This window comes from Acinetobacter tianfuensis (assembly GCF_003611465.1).
In the GTDB taxonomy this organism is placed as follows: domain Bacteria; phylum Pseudomonadota; class Gammaproteobacteria; order Pseudomonadales; family Moraxellaceae; genus Acinetobacter; species Acinetobacter tianfuensis.
Window position 1 is genome coordinate 1 of the sequence record NZ_RAXV01000031.1, and the last position, 17,097, is coordinate 17,097.

At 40.6% G+C, this 17,097-nt stretch carries 12 protein-coding genes and 1 pseudogene; 11 read left to right on the forward strand and 2 right to left on the reverse strand.

Annotated elements, in window-relative coordinates; all coding sequences use genetic code 11:
* Window positions 1-309: 309 nt before the first annotated feature.
* Window positions 310-1,038, reverse strand: a complete 729-nt coding sequence (locus D7V32_RS12980; RefSeq protein WP_120403273.1) for a GntR family transcriptional regulator — start codon at window positions 1,036-1,038, stop codon at window positions 310-312.
* A 164-nt stretch (window positions 1,039-1,202) separates the two neighbouring features.
* Between D7V32_RS12980 and D7V32_RS12985 the strand changes: the two genes are divergently transcribed.
* The 11 genes and pseudogenes from D7V32_RS12985 to D7V32_RS13035 all read left to right on the forward strand — a co-directional run bounded on the left by D7V32_RS12985 (window position 1,203) and on the right by D7V32_RS13035 (window position 15,250).
* Window positions 1,203-2,492 (forward strand): SLC13 family permease, encoded by a 1,290-nt coding sequence (locus tag D7V32_RS12985; protein ID WP_120403274.1) that lies wholly within the window; start codon window positions 1,203-1,205, stop codon window positions 2,490-2,492.
* Window positions 2,493-2,499: 7 nt separating this feature from the next.
* Window positions 2,500-3,303 (forward strand): amidohydrolase family protein, encoded by an 804-nt coding sequence (locus D7V32_RS12990; protein WP_120403275.1) that lies wholly within the window; start codon window positions 2,500-2,502, stop codon window positions 3,301-3,303.
* A 362-nt stretch (window positions 3,304-3,665) separates the two neighbouring features.
* A pseudogene (locus D7V32_RS12995) lies at window positions 3,666-4,646 on the forward strand (type I restriction endonuclease subunit R, EcoR124 family); the annotation flags it as partial.
* 461 nt (window positions 4,647-5,107) lie between these two features.
* Entirely contained in the window at window positions 5,108-5,839 is a 732-nt protein-coding gene (locus tag D7V32_RS13000) for a UTRA domain-containing protein (RefSeq protein WP_120403276.1), read from the forward strand.
* 100 nt (window positions 5,840-5,939) lie between these two features.
* Entirely contained in the window at window positions 5,940-6,983 is a 1,044-nt protein-coding gene (locus D7V32_RS13005) for a putative 2-aminoethylphosphonate ABC transporter substrate-binding protein (protein WP_120403277.1), read from the forward strand.
* Between the two features lie 153 nt (window positions 6,984-7,136).
* A complete protein-coding gene (locus D7V32_RS13010) occupies window positions 7,137-8,333 on the forward strand; it encodes an ABC transporter ATP-binding protein (protein ID WP_120403311.1) in 1,197 nt (398 codons plus the stop codon).
* Window positions 8,327-10,039: a putative 2-aminoethylphosphonate ABC transporter permease subunit gene (locus D7V32_RS13015; protein ID WP_120403278.1), complete on the forward strand. Its 1,713-nt coding sequence runs from the start codon at window positions 8,327-8,329 to the stop codon at window positions 10,037-10,039. The genes D7V32_RS13010 and D7V32_RS13015 overlap by 7 nt, the downstream gene beginning before the upstream one ends.
* Before the next feature lie 135 nt (window positions 10,040-10,174).
* Window positions 10,175-11,329: a TIGR03364 family FAD-dependent oxidoreductase gene (locus tag D7V32_RS13020; RefSeq protein WP_120403312.1), complete on the forward strand. Its 1,155-nt coding sequence runs from the start codon at window positions 10,175-10,177 to the stop codon at window positions 11,327-11,329.
* A 67-nt stretch (window positions 11,330-11,396) separates the two neighbouring features.
* The gene (gene phnW, locus D7V32_RS13025; RefSeq protein ID WP_120403279.1) at window positions 11,397-12,509 is read left to right on the forward strand and encodes a 2-aminoethylphosphonate--pyruvate transaminase; all 1,113 of its coding nucleotides are present in this window, start codon (window positions 11,397-11,399) and stop codon (window positions 12,507-12,509) included.
* A 45-nt stretch (window positions 12,510-12,554) separates the two neighbouring features.
* The gene (gene phnX, locus D7V32_RS13030) at window positions 12,555-13,370 is read left to right on the forward strand and encodes a phosphonoacetaldehyde hydrolase (RefSeq protein WP_120403280.1); all 816 of its coding nucleotides are present in this window, start codon (window positions 12,555-12,557) and stop codon (window positions 13,368-13,370) included.
* Window positions 13,371-14,047: 677 nt separating this feature from the next.
* Window positions 14,048-15,250: a hypothetical protein gene (locus D7V32_RS13035; RefSeq protein ID WP_120403281.1), complete on the forward strand. Its 1,203-nt coding sequence runs from the start codon at window positions 14,048-14,050 to the stop codon at window positions 15,248-15,250.
* 281 nt (window positions 15,251-15,531) lie between these two features.
* On the opposite strand, the gene D7V32_RS13040 is transcribed toward D7V32_RS13035, so the two are convergent.
* Window positions 15,532-16,968 carry a spinster family MFS transporter gene (locus D7V32_RS13040; RefSeq protein WP_120403282.1) on the reverse strand — a complete coding sequence of 479 codons (1,437 nt, stop codon included), beginning with the start codon at window positions 16,966-16,968 and terminating at the stop codon, window positions 15,532-15,534.
* Window positions 16,969-17,097 lie beyond the last annotated feature (129 nt).

The following is a 17,097-nucleotide window of genomic DNA, read 5'->3' on the forward strand; positions in this document are numbered from 1 at the left end:
GAATGAAAACTGTATTTGGATTATACCTTGAATAGCATGTTTCTTTTTTAATCTGAAAATGTAGCGCGTATGGAAGTAATACTGAGTAAATTTTGAAGAAGAGATACAAAGTATTAGGCGCTATATGGCTATGTTTGATTGCACTTGATAATTACAGTCCTAGATGCTTAGTTCATCAAGGACTGAAAATGAAAAACTGAACTTTAAGTTCAATGAACGATCTTAAACACAGTAGACACTGCTTGCTCACTTCTAGTGAATTACAGTTTTGAGTCTTTAAAAGAGAAATACGCGATGAACAGTAAGAGCTTAATGAATTTCAACTTTATAATTGAAATTCTCTGCTAAACCATAAGACTCACGATATTCAATAATCTTTCCTTCCATGTTTTTTGCCCATCGGCAAACTTTAACTAATGGTACAGGCTGATCGCAAAGATATTTATCTATATAAGCGGTAGTAAAGGACAATTGTTCTGTCGCAGACATAACAAATTGATCACAGTGCTCATAATAAAAAGGGTACAGCAAGTTGCCGACTTTCTTTAATGGAATATCTTTAATTTTGTGGAACAGCTTTGCAGACAGCCAAATTTTTTCACTTAAAACAACGACATCTGCATGTCTTCGAATGCGCTCTATATAAATAAGATCAGTATCTTCACTTAAATTGAGATGCTGATTAATTTCTGGCACAGCAGAAATGACTTCTATATGCTGCACCTCTCCAATAAGAGGAGGACTGCTTCCTTGCTCACCTTTCAAATGAAAAAAACGCGTTAATGAAAATTTAAAATCAGGATACTTTAAGAACGTTCCTTTCCCTTGGATTTTTACTAAAAAACCATCTTCAACTAAGCATTCTACTGCTTTACGAATGGTACCAATCGATACGCCATATTGCTGGATAAGCTCTTGTTCACTAGGAATTGGCTTATCGATTGGCCACTTTGAACTTACTAATAAAGTTTGCAGCTGCCAGCGAATTTGTATGTACCGCGGGAGTTTAAGATTTTTAAATGCAATTTCATCAAGCATTTGTGAACACAATATTAAAATTTTGATGCGCAATCATAGCATATAAACATATAATACTGAAAAATTCATATATATGAGTATACGACTAAATGTTTATATGATTTTGCTGAGGTCATCACTTATCCTTAAGTTATGTCTAAATACATCTATCTGGAGTGATTGATATGGTTGTATTGGTTCTTTCGGTGTTAGTGCTATCCATAGCATTGGGCTATATCACTAAGATCAATATCGGTTTTTTTTCTATTATTGGCGCGTATTTTATTGGCTGCTTCGGTTTAGGTATGAAACCTTCTGAAGTTACAGAACTTTGGCCAGTTAAAATTTTCTTTATTATTTTTGCAGTCACCTTATTTTATAATTTTGCATTAGCAAACGGTGCACTTGAGCGTTTAGCAGGACATTTGCTATATCGTTGCCGTAAATACCCATATCTTTTGCCTCTTGCAATCTTTGGGGCATCGACCATTATTGCTGCGCTGGGTGCAGGTTTTTATACTGTCCTCGCATTTATGGCGCCCATAACTTTGCTGCTTTGCCAAAAAACCAAAATGAATTTAGTGATTGGCGGTATGGCTGTGAACTATGGTGCACTTGCAGGTGCAAACTTCATGACTTCGCAAAGCGGTATTATCTTTAGAAGTCTAATGGAAAGCTCAGGTGTAGAGAGTTCGACTAGCTTTGCATATGCCACGAGTATTTTTGTCGTGACTATCATTATTCCTATAGTTGTTCTTGGCTTATATACCTTCTTTAACCGTAAAAACAGCAATATTCAAATTGAAGATATTCAACCTGAACCATTCAATTCTGCTCAGAAAAAGTCATTGTTCTTAATTGTTTTGATGATGGCAGTTGTTCTTGTTTTCCCAATTTTGCATTTAATTTTACCTGAACAAGAAACGATTACTTTCTTGAACTCAAAAATTGACATCGCTTTCATTGCCGTTCTTTTTGCATTGATTAGTTTATTAATGAAACTGGCAGATGAGAAAAAAGTCGTAGCACTTGTGCCGTGGGGCACTCTTATTATGATTTGCGGTGTTGGCATGCTCATTTCATTGGGTGTAAAAGTGGGCATTATTGAAATGTTAACCAATTGGCTGACTCAAAATGTACCTGTTTGGCTTATTCCAATTCTGCTGTGTTTAATTAGTGCTGTGATGTCTATTTTCTCAAGTACTTTAGGCGTAGTCGCACCAACATTATTCCCTATTGTTCCTGCAATTGCCGCAGCATCTGGCCTCAATCCAATGATTTTATTCATCTGTATTGTTGCAGGCGCGCAGTCATCATCAATATCACCATTTTCTTCCGGCGGCAGCTTGATTATGGGCTCTGCACCTGAAGGTATCGATAAAAACAAATTGTTCAATCAATTACTGTTTAGAGCAATTCCTGTTGGCGTCTTCGCTGCAATCATTGCAATTATTGCTCTTAACATTACCCTGTGAGTTTGAAATGATCCATATAGATACGCATGCTCATGTCTTTTCTAAACATGATCAATGTATTGAAACAGCACGTTATATTCCAGATTATGACGCCACAGCAGAACAATTTTTAACACATTTAGACAAACATGGTCATACTCATGGCGTACTGGTTCAGCCAAGCTTTTTTGGCACGGACAATCAAGTCATGCTGGATGCAATTTCACAGTATCCCGAGCGCTTAAAAGGTATTGCTGTTGTCGATAGAGGGATTAGCTTTAACGAGTTAAGTCAACTTAAAACGAAGGGGATAATCGGGGCTCGAATTAATCTATTTGGTTTGCCGGTACCTGATTTTACTCTGCCTGAATGGACAGCATTTTTTAGCAATTTAGAGCAAGTTAATTTTCAAATTGAATTGCATGCACCGCCGGCTTATTTAGTTCAAGTATTACCAGTATTGAATAATTTTAAGCTTGATATTGTGATCGATCACTTTGGCCGTTGTGTACCCGATCTCGGTGTAAAAGATCCAGATTATGAAAAATTCTTAGATTTGCTCGATGTGAGTAAACATTGGATTAAGGTATCTGGTTTTTATCGTTTAGGTGCTTATCCTGAGAATATTGCCACTGCTAAAGAGTCTTATGCGCTTTTGAAAAACAAAGGCTTTTTAGGAAAAATGGTTTGGGGCAGCGACTGGCCGCATACTCAACATGAAAACTTGGTTGACTATGAAAAAACAGTTGAAGCATTTCAGCAAATTGTTCCAGAAGCAGAGGAGCAAGAACTGATATTAGGTCAAAATGCAGCGAAGCTTTTTCATTTCTAAGAAAGTATAAAACGTTTCCTCAAGCGCTTGCAGTTTTTGCAAGCTTTCTCTCCCAAGATCTTGACAAGGATGTCAGATCATTTTTAGTTTTTTCTATCAAAAAATAAAGCATATGTGACAACAGCATCATGTAAATCTGCAGTAAGCAATTAAAGCTCTGGGCCTACAGAACAGATTTTATTGCTAGGTTCGATTGCATTTAGCATCTGGGTTCATACCAAACAACTTTGCGCCAAAAAGAAAGAATTATCTGAGTGCCTGTGACTGATTCTACTTAGCTATTTCAGAAAATGGTCAAGGCTATTTGTCTGAAGAAGCTCAAGCTTATGATAACGTTTGTGAAGAATATATGCTTAGTCTTTATTCAAGCCTTTTCAAGAACTAACTGTGTGCTGAATGCCGATAAGCCATTCGGGAATATCATTTGTTTCCGTAATTTAAAACAGGCAACAGATGAGGCTTTGGCGCTTTTTTCAAATAAAGAAGCTAAGTAAAGAAGCTAAGCAAGTTGTACTTATTCCAAGCTTTGCGGAAATAAAATCGCAATATGACATGGCTGTTGATCATTTACTTCATCTCGTACCAGAAGTGCATGCCGTGGATGATTTGCTCACTGAGGATGATCAGCTTGAGTTTATTAAGGCTTTTCGCGAAGTGATGCGCTATAGGGCACAGCTTGAAACCTTTGTGGAATATGACCAAGACCAAACAGCTTTAGATAAGCAGCAGTTTGTAAATTTTGCATCGAAATATGCTGATTTATCTAAGCCAATAAAAACTACAACTAAGAAAGATAAGGTTTCTGTTCTTGATGATATCGACTTCCAATTGGAGCTGCTGCATAGTGACCGTATTAATGTAGGCTATCATTAATTTGCAGCAATTTGCAGCAAATGGCGGTGGATGCAAAAGATGATACTCTGCGCAAGCAATATGAAGCACAGGTGCATGACTTAATTGGCGGTGAAGTTAGTTTGCATAACAAACAGGATTTGATTCAGAAGTTTCTTGAGCAGACTGTGCCTAAAATGATGAATGGGCAAAGTGTTCAAAAAGCCTTTGCGCAGTTTTGGGATGCGGAAAAAGAACATGCGTATCAACAGCTATGTGAGCAAGAAAACCTAAAGTCAAAAGCGGTGAAATCGGTTTTAGATAATTATGCATTTACTAAACGTCTGCCGCGTAAAGAAGAAATCAAAGACTTGCCGAACTATAAAGTGAAGCTGTTTGAGCGTGATGGCGTATTGAGTGGATTGGTAGGCAAGATGCGCCAGTTTATTGAAAAGTTTTATGTGGGACTCAGATCCGCAATATGGATTTTTCGAGCCCATGAACTTAGATAGGCTGATTTATAAAGTAAAAGGTCTAAGGTAGATTGGTATTTCTTGTTTTGCAAATATAAATAAATCATCAATAACAATGATTTATTTATATGGTTTTATCCAAAAAATGATTTTGTTAATTGTCTGATTGAATTCTGTGGTTTGAAATGGGCATCATTTTGACAATTCCCCACGGTGTGAGCGAAAAAAGCATATTTATATTTTGATCAACGATCAAAAAGTTTACCTGCTTTAAAATGGACCTGATCTGAGGGTTAGTTTCTAGTGTTTTCACATTGAATCTTGTATTCGTATTTCAAAAGAAGGTTGCTTTTAGAACCTGCGATTTTCAGGATGATAACCAATCTTAACTTTTAAATTTTTGAGCAGTAAAAAACGATTGATCACAGCACCATTGATTTTCATTACTTTGAAATTAAAATTTAGTATAGTGATTTTTAAATTCACAAAAATTTACACGTATGTCCAATTTGGCTATAACTTCCCCTCGCATACCGAAATATTTGGCAATAAGAGATGTGATTGCCCATGAAATTGAGTCAGGCCAACTCAGCAGCAATACAAAATTAGCTTCTGAGCGTTTGCTGTCTGAGCAATTTTCCACAACACGTGTTGCAGTCCGTGAAGCACTATTGGCACTGGAAATGGATGGTCTGATTTATCGCCTGGACCGTAGAGGATGGTTTGTACGTGCTCCACGTATTATTTATCGTCCTCAGTCTACCCAAAGTTTTAATCAATATGTGCAGGAACAAGGCAGTATTCCCGAAACTGAACTGATTTCAGCCGAGCTATTGCCTGCAACACCGTGGGATGTGAAGCATTTAAGTCTAAGAAATGGTGATCTGATTTACTCCATCTGGCGTCGCCGTAGAATTAATGGCCGACCTGTGGTTGTAGAGCACATACGTGTAAATGCTGCATTTTTTCCTGAATTTCTAGAACAGAATCTGGAAAGTTCAATTACTGTGCTCATGGCTGAAAAATATCAGCGGCAACTGACTCGGGCGCATATAAACCTTTATCCAACCGCTTTTTCGGAACAACAGGCTAAAGCCCTGCATGTGAACATGGGAAGCATGGGCTTATATATTTGCAGAACCAATCGTGATCAAAATGGCACAATTACGGATGTGGATCAGGAATACTGGCTGCATGATGTACTTGATCTACATTTTGAAGCTTCAGAATAAAGAAATATAAAAAATCTGGTTTAAACCAGATTAATTAAACTGTCATAAACTTTTGTTGAAATACTGATTAACAAGAAGCCGCATTCATTAGGAATGTCAGATGAGTCAGTATTTAAAACAGTGTAAGAAGAAGATAAGTTTATATGTCCTTAGCCTCGGTACGGCTTATCTTATGGCCGGATGCACCACCAGTTCAGTTTCACAGGATGCTGAACAGATTACGGTTTATACCGCTGTAGAAGCTGATCAGCTCAAACGCTATCAATGGGAATTACGCAAAGCACATCCTGAATTAAAAGTGAAATGGGTGCATGACTCCACAGGTGTCATTACTGCAAAACTCTTGGCAGAACAAAAAAATCCGCAGGCAGATGTGGTGATGGGCTTGGCCTTGACCAGTTTATTGGTCATGGAAAAAAAGCAAATGCTGCAGCCTTACAGCCCTAAAAATGTCGAACAGCTGAAAACCGAATTTTATAGTCAAAAAGATATTCCCACATGGACTGGCATGACCGCTTGGGAGTCTGCTGTTTGTGTCAATACCGTGGAATTAAAAAAGAAAAATCTGCCCATTCCGCAGACATGGCAAGACCTGAGCAAACCCATCTATAAAAACATGATTGTGATGCCAAATCCCGCTTCCAGCGGTACAGGTTATCTGGATGTCACCGCATGGATGCAGATTTTTGGTGAAAAGCAAGCGTGGTCTTATATGCAGGCGCTGGACAAAAATATTTCCCAATATGTTCACTCGGGCTCCAAGCCTTGCAAAATGGCGGCGCAAGGTGAAGCGGTCATTGGCATTTCATTCGGTTATCCAGGTTTTAAACTCAAATCCCGCGGTGCGCCTTTAGAGATTATTTATCCCAAAGAAGGGCTGGGCTGGGAAATGGAAGCCTCTGCGATTGTGAAAGGCACCAGAAAGTTGAGCAGCGCGCAGAAGTTCATTGACTGGACCGTCAGCCAAGCTGCAAATCAGGCCTATGCGCAAAACTTTTCCATGGTTGCTCATCAGCATGTCCAAAGCAGCAATACGGATTTCCCGAAAAATCTGCACGAGAAACTGGTCAAAAATGATTTTTACTGGGCAGCAGAGCAGCGGGACACAATTTTAAAAAAATGGTCAGAACAGTTTGAAAAGTAAAGATCAGGCAAGTCATTCCGCATTTTTTTAGTGGCGGCTGTTTTTTCTGCGCTTCCAGTATCTGAGTTTTAGCCGGTGATGGAAAAACGCACAATCAGTTTCATCCACATTAAAAATGCGCTTCAGACAAATGAAATTAAAATCAGGCACAGTATGCAAACTCCAATTCATTTACAAAATTCACTTCCCCAAAAAGGGAGCGAGCTGTCAGCAGGACATTTGCTGTTAACCTTAAAAAGCTATCAGACAGCAAATGCTAAAGCCGTGCTCGAAGCTATAGATATTCAAAAATCTTTTGCACAAACCAAAGTACTGGAACACATCAATTTAGATTTAAAAGCGGGTGAGCTGGTCAGTTTTTTAGGGCCATCCGGCTGCGGCAAAACCACATTGCTGCGCATCATTGCAGGTCTGGAACAGCCTGATTATGGGAAAATTATTAAACAGGATGCAGATATTACCCATTTGAATACCGCGAAACGCAAGTGCGGCATTGTGTTTCAAAATTATGCCCTGTTTCCAAATTTAACCGTCGCGGAAAACATCGCTTTTGGCCTGCATAAAAAACTATGGACAGCTGCAGATATTCAAACACGAATTACGGAGCTGTTGCAGCTCATTGAGCTGCCGGATATTGCCCATAAATACCCGAATCAATTGTCGGGCGGGCAGCAGCAGCGTGTTGCGCTGGCGCGCGCCATTGCGCCTAAACCTGATATTTTATTGCTCGATGAACCCTTGTCTGCGTTAGATGCTTTGGTGCGTCTAAACCTGCGTCAAAAAATCCGCGCCATTCAACGACAGCTTAATTTACCGGCAATTATGGTGACGCATGATCAGGAAGAGGCATTGAGTATTTCGGATCGGGTTGCGGTGATGAATAAAGGCCTGATTGAGCAGCTGGATACACCGCACAATATTTACTATCAACCTCAAACCCGTTTTGTCGCGCAATTTATTGGCACGATGAACTTTATGCAGGCGACAGCAATTTCAGCGCATGGTTTAAAGATTGCGGCGCAATATGAATTTGATCATCTGAGCATGAATTTTAAAGCCGGTGAGCAGCTGGAGATTGCGTTCAGACCAGAAAATGCGGCACTGGTTTTGGAACCCCTGCAGTGCAAAGGGCAATTCAGTTTACCCGTCCGTATTTTAAATATGGAATTTCTTGGAGCGAAACGCCGCCTGTTTTGTGAGTTGAAGCAAGATCATCCTCAAACAGAACCAATCCAGTTGCAAATTGATATTGAAAATCAGCAACTCATGCATTTAGCGGATGAAATGTGGCTGCAAATCCCGATTCAGGCTTTACATGTTTTTGATCTGCAAGGAAGGGCAAGATGTTAAATCAATCGACCGCAGGAGCCATTTTAAACAGTAAAAAATCCAGACCGTCATCCTATTCACTGCGCTCCAGTGCAGTGCTGTTTGCAGCTGCAGTTTTACTGACACTGAGCCTGATTGCACCGCTGCTGCTGTTATTGCAAAGCGCATTCTTAAATGAAAATCAGCAATTTGTTGGACTGCAAAATTTTGTTGCCTATTTTTCCAATCCCGCGTTGCTGTCATCCATCTTCAACTCAGTCTGGATTGCATGTACTGCGATGCTGGTGACGGTAATTCTAGCGAGTATTTATGCATTTGCCGTGACCAATGTGAATATTCGAGGTAAAGCATTTTTTAAAACCGTGGCATTTTTGCCAATTTTAGCCCCGTCGCTTTTACCCTCACTGGCTTTAGTGTATTTGTTTGGACAGCAGGGCGTATTTAAAGGTTTGCTTGGCAGTGTTGAAATTTATGGACCTCTGGGTATTTTAATCAGTTATTGCTTCTGGCTGTTTCCTGCCATGGTAATGCTGATGATGGCTTCATTCCGCAATATTGATCAGCGCTTAATTGAAGCATCTCATTCTTTAGGGAAAACCACTTGGCAAACACACCGGGCGGTGACTTTACCGGCAATCCGCTATGGACTGGTCAGCGTCTGCCTGGTGGCATTTACTTACGTGATTACCGATTTTGGTATTCCTAAAGTGATTGGCGGTTCGTTCAATATGATGGCGCTGGATGTGTATAAGCAGATTATTGGTCAGCAGAACATGAACATGGGCGCAGTGATTTCTATTCTTCTGCTTTGTCCTGCTGTGATGGCTTTTATCTTTGACCGCTATCAGAGCCGCCGTCAGGCGCGTTTTCAGAATTTCCAGATTCAGCCGTACCGCATCAGGAACAATCCGCGTCTGGAAAAACTGCTGACTGTATTTTGCAGTGTGATTGCGGGCAGTATTTTACTCATCGTGATCACGGCTATCCTCGCTTCGTTCATCCGTTATTGGCCGTATGATCTTTCACTAACATTAAATCATTACCGTTTTGATTATGTGGATGGCGGCGGCTGGTCAAGCTATTTCAATTCTATTCAACTGGCGCTGTGGAGCACCCTTGCGGGCACAGTATTGATTTTTATCATCGCTTTATTTACTGAGCGTTTTAAGACTCATCCTGTAATTAAAAATTATGTACAGATGCTGGTGCTTCTGCCTTTGGCTGTACCAGGGCTAGTACTCGGGATTGCCTATATCCTGTTCTTTAATCAGCCTGAAAATCCGATGTCAGTGCTGTATGGTTCGCTGACCTTACTGGTGATCTCGACCATTATCCATTATTACACCGTGCCGCATTTAACGCTGAGCAATGCGATTAAGCAGATTCCGACCCAGCTGGATCATGCCGGGCAAAGTTTGGGCGCATCCAATTGGACTATGTTTCACAAAGTGTATTTGCCTTTAACTTTTCCTGCGCTGTGTGATGTGTCGGTTTATATCTTTGTCAATGCGATGACCACGGTGTCAGCCGCCATTTTCCTTTACTCTCCGGACACCAATTTGGCTTCTGTGGCAGTCCTGAACATGGATGATGCAGGGGATACGGTGGCTGCGGTTGCCATGAGTATTTTGATTTTAGTGACCTCTTGTACGGTCAAACTGCTGCACTGGTTTTTTACCCGAAAAATGATGAAGTCGAGTCAGCGCTGGCGGGAGCATCAGCATTAAGTGAAAAGAGAATTTAATTTTCACCCTATTTAATTTGCCTTAAACCTTAACTCATAACCCATTTTTTTGAACGCTTTTTTAAGAAGGCTTGGGATTTTGCATCCTGAAAATATTGAAAAGGCATGGAAACTTCAGATGAATACAGCAAAATCAGATTTAATTATTGTCGGCGCCGGTATTTTAGGACTCTCAGCGGCAATTCAGGTGGCTGAACACGGACTGAAAGTCCAGCTCTTTGAAAAAGATGCGCAGCCTGTGGGTGCAACCCGACGTAATTTTGGCATGGTCGGGACTTCAACCCTCAGCCGGCCAGATGAGGAATGGCGTGAATATGCGCTGGAAACACGCAAGTTTTATCAGCGCATTCAGGCACAGCATGATATTTCATTTCAGCAGCGTGATGGTTTGTATCTGGCCAATACTGCTTTGGAATGGCAAGTGCTGAATGAGTTTGCACAAGCCGCACCAGACTATCAGATTCCAGTGGAATTGCTAAATCGGCCGCAATTATTTGAGCGTTATGCTTATTTAGACCCAAATGCAAAAATCTGCGGGGCGATAGTTTTTCAGGAAGATTATTCGGTTGAACCGCATCTGGTGGGGAATCGCTTATTAGAGTATGCAAAGCAGCTGGGTATTGAAATTTATTACAATGCCTGCGTGGTGCGTACCCAGTACTGCAATGGACAGGCTGAAATTCAGCTGGCTTCAGGACAGCAGTATTGTGCAGATAAAGTTCTGATCTGCCACGGTGAAGCCACACAAATTTTATATCCAGAATTATTGCAGCAATTGGGTTTGCAGCGCTGTGCTTTGCAGATGGCAATGACGCAGCCTTTAGCACATCAACTGAATGCATCTATTTATTCGGGCTTATCCATTTCCCGTTATCCTGCTTTTGAAATTTGCCCAAGCCATCGGGCGCTGACCGAAGAATCACAGCAGGGTTTGGTCAAAGACTACGGCATTCATATTTTGATTAAGCAGAATGAATCTGGGCAAATTATTTTAGGCGACAGCCATGAATATCATCCTATTCAGGATGCTCCTCAGTTCAACCAGCGCGAAGAAATTAATCAGTTCATCCTTAAGTACTGCAAAGAAAACATGGGCTTAAAACTTCCAGAAATTGCATCCCGCTGGAATGGTTATTACCTAACCCATCCGAAAGAACTGGCTTGTGTGACTGAAGCTGAGCCAAATATTTATCTAGTCAGTGCAATTGCAGGCAAGGGCATGACCACGGGCGCTGGTTTTATGAAAAAAGTGCTGGAAAACTATATTTTGTAATCTGGTTTAAACCAGATTGATTTATATTGTCTTAAATTGAATTGAAAACCTGTTAAGGAATTGAGTGATGAACGCACATATTGAACTGGAAAATAAATACTTACTGCTGACACCTGGCCCATTGTCGACTTCTCCAGCGGTGCGCCGTGTCATGCAGCGTGATTGGTGTACATGGGATAAAGAATATAACAATCTTGTGCAGGATATTCGCCAGCGTTTGGTGGCTTTGGCGACAACACAGATAGAGCTTTACAGTGCGGTGCTGATGCAGGGCAGCGGCAGTTTTTCTGTTGAAGCTGTATTGGGCTCGGCTATTCCCAAAGATGGAAAAATTTTAATTATCAATAACGGCGCTTATGGCGCGCGCATGGTGCAGATGGCGCGTTGTTTAAATATTGATGTGGTTGAACTGGCGTATCCTGAAACCCAGATTCCAGATTTAACCGATATTGAAGCCGCATTAGCCGATGCAGGCATTACTCATGTGGCTTGCGTGCATTGTGAAACTACTACAGGTTTACTTAACCCGATTCAGGACATTGGCCGCATCGTGAAAGCAACGGGCAAAGTCTGGATTGTCGATGCGATGAGTTCATTTGGCGGCGTGCCGATGGATATTGCAGAGCTTGACATCGACTTTTTAATTTCAAGCGCCAATAAATGCATTCAGGGTGTTCCCGGTTTTGGTTTTATTCTGGCGAAACGTGAACAGCTGCAAGCCTGTAAAGGTCTGGCGCGTTCAGTGAGCCTGAATTTATACGATCAATGGAACACCATGGAACAGCACAATGGCAAATGGCGTTTTACCTCGCCTACACATGTGGTGCGCGCATTTTATCAAGCCCTGCTTGAACTTGAACAAGAGGGTGGTGTTGCGGCGCGTTATCAGCGTTATTTCAATAATCAACAGTGCCTCGCTCAAGGCATGCAAAAACTTGGGTTTGAATTGGTGCTTGATGCTGGTATTCCACAATCACCGATCATTACCACCTTTATGTATCCAGACGAAGCTGAATTTAGCTTCCAGAATCTGTATGACAATTTAAAACAGGCTGGTTTTGTGATCTATCCGGGCAAAGTCACTGATTTGAACTGTTTCCGCATTGGCAATATTGGCGAAGTTTATCCTGAAGATATTGAACGCCTGCTCAGCGCAATTTCGGCATACCGCCAGCCATAATCACTTTATTTAGACTATTTAAATTTTATTTTTAAGGAAAAACACATGACAATTTCATCAAATACATTGCAAGCGGTTGTTTTTGACTGGGCGGGAACGACAGTGGATTTTGGTTCACGCGCGCCGATTTTAGCATTTATGGCATTGTTTGCAGACAATAAAGTTGAAATTAACATTGAAGAAGCACGTGCTCCGATGGGGCTGGAAAAGCGTGACCATATTGCGGCTGTACTGGCGATGCCGCGTGTGGCGGCAGCGTGGAAGCAAGCCTATGGCGCAGAAGTGACCATTGCAGATATTGATCGCTTATATCAGGACTTTATTCCATATCAATTAAAAACCATTCCGCAATGTTCAAAATTGATTCCGGGTGCATTGGAAGCATTTGCAGATATTCGTGCGCGCGGTGCAAAAATTGGCAGCAATACCGGTTATGCCAGCATGATGATTCGGCAGCTGGTCAAAGATGCTGCTGAACAAGGTTATGTGCCGGATTGTATTATTACTGCCAGTGATGTGAAGCACGGCCGTCCGTACCCGGAAATGTTATGGAAGAACTTAATTGAACTGGATGTTTTAGACATTAAAACTGTGGTGAAAGTGGATGATACTGTGGTCGGTATTCATGAAGGTTTAAATGGCGGTTGCTGGACAGTGGGTCTGGCTGTGAGCGGCAATGAAGTCGGCTTAAGCTATGAAGCGTGGAGTGCTTTATCTGAAGCAGAGCAAGCAGTATTAAAAGAAAAAGCCTATGCAAAAATGAATGCTTCAGGCGCGCATTATGTAATTGACAGTATTGCAGACCTGCCTGCTGTGCTGAATGATATTGAGCAGCGATTGGCGCAAGGTGAAAAGCCTTGATCGGTTAAAGCTCATACCAAAAATGGATATTGAAACAATATCCATTTTTTTAGATCAAGATGAATATATACTGACTCAAACCCAACCTGAAAGTTCCCCATTTTGAGTGTCTCTGCTGGGTTAAATTTAAGCGAAATTTTTCTCAGCCCAGATCTGCTTTTCATCCGTATTGTAGGGTTTCAGCCAAACGTTTAGCTCTGTGTAATTCCTCTAAGGGGTATGATTCTGAGTTGCTCAGAGACAAAAATGGGAAACACTGCAAACTGCAGAAAACATTTCAAAGAAATTTGGAACACGATCAAGTAATAATTATTCAGAGCAGTATTTATATAAAATCAGAAATTTGGCTGATAATACATTTGTCAGGCTCAAAAAATCAGTTGTTTTTTGTCTATTTGCTTCGTTGCCATTATGAAACGTCAGTAGATCTTAATGGAATATATTTCAGTTCACCTCTCCTAAACATACACATTGGCAATAAAAATAAAGCCTATCATGCTGATTTAAAATTCAGCATTTTCACTTAAGGATACATGTTTCAGGAGCTTTATCAACAGTGCAAAATACAACTACAAACTGATTTAAAAAAATCGCTCTTTTTTCGGCAAAACATCCTCATTTGGGGATATGTGCTATGTGGCTGCTTCCTCTAGACTCAATTTTTAAGGAGAGCAATCATGAAAAAAATATTTACAATTTTAGCACTTACAGGAGTAATCACCGCCTGTGGCGGCAATGACAGCTCAGATAATAGCTCAACCCCCAATCCGCCTGTGACAAAAACAGGCATATTGACCGATGGTGTAATTAGCGGGGTAAGTTACTCAACCAATAGCGGTTTAACTGGCATGACTGGCGCCAACGGTGAGTTTCAATATAAGGATGGTGATAAAGTAAAATTCACTATCGGCAGTGTTCAGCTAGGTGATGAAATTACCGCTCAAGCCCGTGTGACTCCACTGGACCTGGCTCAGGAGGATAATCGCCGCACCAATCTCCTTGTATTTTTACAATCACTGGATCGCAATCGTCAGCATGATGATGGGATTTCGGTTGACAAAGATACCAGTGATGCATTGAAGGGGGTAACCATCAACTTTAATCAAAGCCCGGCAAACTTTATTATAGATCCTGTTTTTATAACATCACTGACTAATGCAAAGTTACCGACAACACCTATTAGCCCAGAACAGGCGAAAAAAAATTTCCAGAAAGCCTTTTATAAAGATATTGCAGGTGTATGGCAATTTTTTGATAACTCAAATACCCAAGTACCCGAAGTATTAATTTATATTGCAGAAGATGGCACCTATTATTTAGGGGAATTTACACCAGAAGATGATGTTGGCGCGCCAGGTATTGAAGTAGGGAAGCTAAACTGGGATGCAATAAATACAAAAATCTCTCCTTCTATTGAAGAGGATAGCAATGGCGAATGGGGTTTATCTCACCCAATCGGCTATCATACACTTGGCTTTGATGGAAACAATCTGATTATTGGAGAGCCTAATATTCAGGAAACCTATATCGGAACCAGAGTCTCTAATAAAGCGGATAATATTGTCGGCTCATGGATATATACCGATGATGCAAATCAGGTCTTTAGCTTCTTTGAGAGCGGTTACTACATCATGCTCGACCCTGCGGGTGATACTTATGCTCAGCCAGGTGAACCACCATGCGGTGGTGCAGGGGTCGAATTTGGGAAGTATACGATTAATAATCAGATTTTAAATATTCATAACGTAAGTATTGATACTAATGGCTGTGCTGGTATTCACGATGAAGATGGTGCAAGTAATCTGCCTTTTAGCATTAACAAGGATAAACTTGAATTAGGCAGTGAAAACGGAACGGCTAAATTTGATCGGATTCAATAAATCCATATGGGATTATCACGGTAATTTTTTAATCGTGATAATCCTGCAGCATATATTCAGCATCTCTCCTTTTAAGGATATTTGTGCAGAGACTTGTTCTGGGTGGGGATTTTATCTAAGCGTTAAACATATTCTTTTGTACAACATAGTGTTGCACTTCAAATACTAATCTAAGAAATATTAATAAACGTTTATTGATCCATATTGTGATTAAAACAAGCCAATGATTCATATGATGCAATCATTGGCTTAAATAGAATTTGCATTAAGCCTTAGAGAAATTAGCTTTTACTTAAATTCTCAGTTTTCATACTGTCACGGTAATACTGACAGCCTTTGTAAAGTAGAAATACGCCAAGTACACCTGCAATGGCATTTACAATTGAAATTGAATTTCCAACCATCACGGTATTTTCAAAATATTTGTCGGTGATCAGGGCAACGGCTGTTGTACCGATACCTAACGCAATTAAGTTTGAAGTTAACAGAAACTTTGCAGAAACCTGAGCGCGCAATTGATTCGGTGTGAGCATTTGTGTTGCTGCAGCAGACGCAGGTATTGGAAAGGTCGAGAAGAACATTGCTACAAAAATCAAGGCAAATGATAATTGCATATTTTCAACTTGAGTAAAAAGAACGCTTGGAATAATAAGCGCTGCGCAGCCAATCATGCCAGTGCGAATGGCTGCATCGCTATAGCCGCGTTTTGAGAAAAAGTCGATCAGCCAGCCGCAGAACAATGCCCCAGCTGTATTAGCAACTAAAATGATAATGCCAAGAATATAGCCCGTTTGACTGGCATCTAAGCCGTGGTTTCGCATATAAAATGCTGGTGCCCATCCTAATAACGAATACAGCATCATGGTATAAAATGAAAAACCAATAAAGTGACAAAAGAAGGTCTTTTTATGGGTTTTAATAAAAGCGACTGAATTTTTAAATGAGGCTTTGACGATTTGACCATCTTCGCCGACCTTTAATCCTTTACGTTCTGGTTCACGTACTGTCAAAATCATGAGTAAAGCCAATAAAACCCCAGGTAGACCGACAATCATAAAGGTTAACTGCCATGTTTTGATTTCACCAATCACTGGCAGAACAACAAAATTGACATCTTTGAGTAAGCCAATCACATAGCCGCCAATCAAGAAGGCAAGGCCAGAACCAATAAAAGCGCCAATGGCATAAACGCCTAATGCGCGTCCTAACTTATCTTTAGGAAATAGGTCTGCAACAATTGAATAAAACGCTGGTGATAAAGCCGCTTCACCAGCGCCGACACCTAAGCGGGCCAAAAACATTTGGATAAAGTTTTTACTTAGACCGCAGGCTGCTGTTGCAAGACTCCAAAAGGCGATGCCCGCTGAAATAATTTTAATTCGTGATTTTTTATCTGCCAAAGCTGCAATAGGCACTCCCATAAAAGCATAAAACAATGAAAATGCTAAACCTTGCAGTAGGCTGAACTGAGTATCGCTGAGCATTAAATCCTGTTTAATCGGCTCAATCATGAGCGATAAAATTTGCCGGTCTACAAATGACAAAATATACGCGACCATACAGATAATCACGACATACCATTGATAGGCGCTCCTTTGCTCGGAGGTGTTTGTTTGAACCTGAGTATTTTCACTTGGGAAACTTGATTCAAAGTTTAAGTGAGGTGGCTGAGCATTCCCTTCAGCCGTTTCTATGTCGAGCGACTTATCATTCATCATGCAGCTTCCTGTGCTGATCGTGTTAAATAATTTGATACTTTTAATTATTTATTATTTTTATTTTTGTATCATCTTTGTTTAATCTATGACCTAATCATGCTTTCGTCAATGAGAAAATTAAAAAAGATA